At 63.4% G+C, this 2529-nt stretch carries 2 protein-coding genes; both read right to left on the reverse strand.

Annotated elements, in window-relative coordinates; translation table 11 throughout:
* Positions 1-365: 365 nt before the first annotated feature.
* A complete protein-coding gene (istB, locus tag EA346_RS14595) occupies positions 366-1181 on the reverse strand; it encodes an IS21-like element helper ATPase IstB (RefSeq protein WP_296759816.1) in 816 nt (271 codons plus the stop codon).
* Positions 1178-2529, reverse strand: a 1352-nt coding sequence (gene istA / locus EA346_RS14600) for an IS21 family transposase (RefSeq protein WP_296759818.1), incomplete at its 5' end; no start/stop codon positions are given. The genes istB and istA, both read right to left, overlap by 4 nt.

A 2529-nucleotide genomic window follows, 5' to 3' on the forward strand; every position in this document is an offset into this window, starting at 1 on the left:
GACATCTTTCAGCGCGGACAGGAAAATCTGCATGAGAGGGTCGAGCTCCAGGACATGAACCCCCCATCCAGAATCGATCCCGGCGTCATCCGCAAGGGCAGACGCTCACGCCCTCAGTTCCAAACGCGATTCCCCTGTTCGAGGCCCTGCTCGAGGAGCTTTTCGACCTCGGGATTCTGGGGCGCGCCTCGGTGCCCGGTACCAACCGGCACAAATACCTGCTGGGGACCCGTCAGGTTCTCACCATGTTGGGCTCTGAAACAGACATATACCACGCTGTAGCGCGTCAACCACCTTGTCCATGACCGACAACCACCTTGGCCGGTTTTGAAGCCGCCGGGGTTGGTGTCGTTTGGTGTTTTGGCTCAGGTTTCTGCTTCGTTTTGGTTGTCGTTGATGGTTGTCGCTGGTGCTTCGGCCTGAGTTTTCTTGTTGGAGGCTGCGGCGCGCTGACGGAAGCTTTCGGCGTTCATCTCGAGGATCGTTGCATGGTGGACCAGCCGGTCGATGGCCGCGACGGTCATGGCCTTGTCCGGAAAGATCTGATCCCAGCCGCTGAACGGTTGATTGGCCGCGATGGCGATGCTGCGGTATTCATAGCGCCGAGCGATCAGTTCGAAGAGAACGCCGGTTTCGGCCTGATCCTTGTGGGCGTAGGTGATGTCGTCGAGGATGATCAGGTCGAACTTGTCGAGCTTTGCCAAGGCTGCCTCGAGAACGAGATCGCGGCGGGCGGCCTGGAGCCGCTGCACCAGATCGCTGGTCCGGGTATAGAAGACGCGATGTCCTGCCTCGACCAGGGCGTGCCCGATGGCGCACAGGACGTGCGTCTTGCCGGTGCCGGAATTGCCGATGGCGATCAGGTTGCCGCCACCTTCCAGCCAGTCGCCTGCCGCCAGGGCCTCCACCCGGGCGCGCGGCAGGGTCGGCAGGGCCTTGAAGTCGAAAGTTGCCAGCGTCTTTCCGGCGGGAAGCTGCGCCTCGTTGAGATGCCGCCGGATGCGGCGCATGTCGCGCTCGGCCAGTTCGTATTCCGCCAGAACGGCGAGGAAACGGGCGGCAGGCCAGCCTTCGGTGTCCGCGCGGGCGGCGATCTCGACCCAGAGCTTGTGGAAGCTGGGAAGCCGCAGTGCGGTCAGCATGCTGGGCAGCGTGTGGATGTCGATCTCACGGGCGGTCATGCGCGGGCCTCCAGCAGAACGTCGAAGCTGTCCAGTGGTGGGTGGGCGACGGCGATATCCCTGGGCAACGCCATGATCCTTGGCGCCAGCCGTGATGCCAGCGCCTTGGGATCCGGCACGTGACCTGCGTCTATGTCAGCCGCCAGCACATGCGCCAACTCCGCCTCACAGGCCTGTTCATGGGCGATGAAGAGCAGATCGACCATGCGGCGGCAGGCGTCCCGTCGCGGCAGATCCCGTTGCAGCATCTTCCAGGCTTCAGCGTATTCGGTCCGGGGGAACAGGCTGTCGCGGTAGATCGAACTCCACAGGGCCTGCGGTTTGCGCCGCAGAGCGTGGATGACATGGTGATAGTTGATGACATGGACGCGGTGGCCATCCCCGCGCCCACGGGCTCGGGGATGGCTGACGACCAGGGTGCTGCCGAGAAACGCCTCGATGCGATCGTCGTAGAGATGGACGCGCAGACGCTGCCCGATCAGCTGCGATGGCGCGCTGTAGAAGATGCTTTTGACCAGGAAGCCGCCCGTCCGGGTGACCGGCACCACGATCTCGGTGAAGTCTGTCGTGCGCCGCTGCGGCAGGGGCTTCAGGTGGACCCGTTCGGCCTGAACTGCGTCGGCACGTTGCCGATTGCGTCGGGCGACCAGCATGTCGATGAAGCGCCTGTAGTCCTCGATGCAGGCGAAGTCGCGGCTTCCGCGCAGGATCAGCGCCTGCTTGATGGCCGTCTTGAGGTGCCTGTTCTGGGATTCCACTGCGCCGTTCTCGTGGGCCTCACCACGGTTGTTGCGACTGGCATCCATGCCGTAATGGCCGACGAAGGCATTGTAGCGCTTGGTGACGTCTTCGCGCTGATCGGCGGTCAGGTTGCGGAAAGCTGCGGACAGGCTGTCGGTCCGATGGTTTTGTGGCACGCCACCGAGCGACCAAAGCGCCTGCTGCAGGTTCTCGGCCAGCGCCGTGAAGCTTTCCCCGCCAAGGACCACGCCGACATGCTCCCAACGACTGTAGGCCATGGCAAAGTGGTAGAGCAGATGCGGGAATGGCTGGCCTGCGATCGTCACGCCCAGTTCTTCGGCATGGGTGAAGTCGGACTGGGCCATGTATCCCGGCTCCGGTGCCTGGCGGAAGATGATGTCGCGCTCGGGCCCGTTCAGCGCCCGCCACTGCCGCACCCGCCGCTCCAGGGTGCGTCGGATACGATCATCGGGGAACGCCAGAGGTTGCTCGCTCTGAAGATGACGCAACAAGGTGACGGCCTGCAACGCGCTGTCCTTCTCAAGCAGGGGGAGAAGGTCGTTCTCCCAAAAACCTTCAAGAGGGTCGGCCACCGTGCGTCCATGAA

Origin of the sequence: Thioalkalivibrio sp., assembly GCF_007692535.1 — a bacterium.
Lineage (GTDB): Bacteria > Pseudomonadota > Gammaproteobacteria > Ectothiorhodospirales > Ectothiorhodospiraceae > Thioalkalivibrio.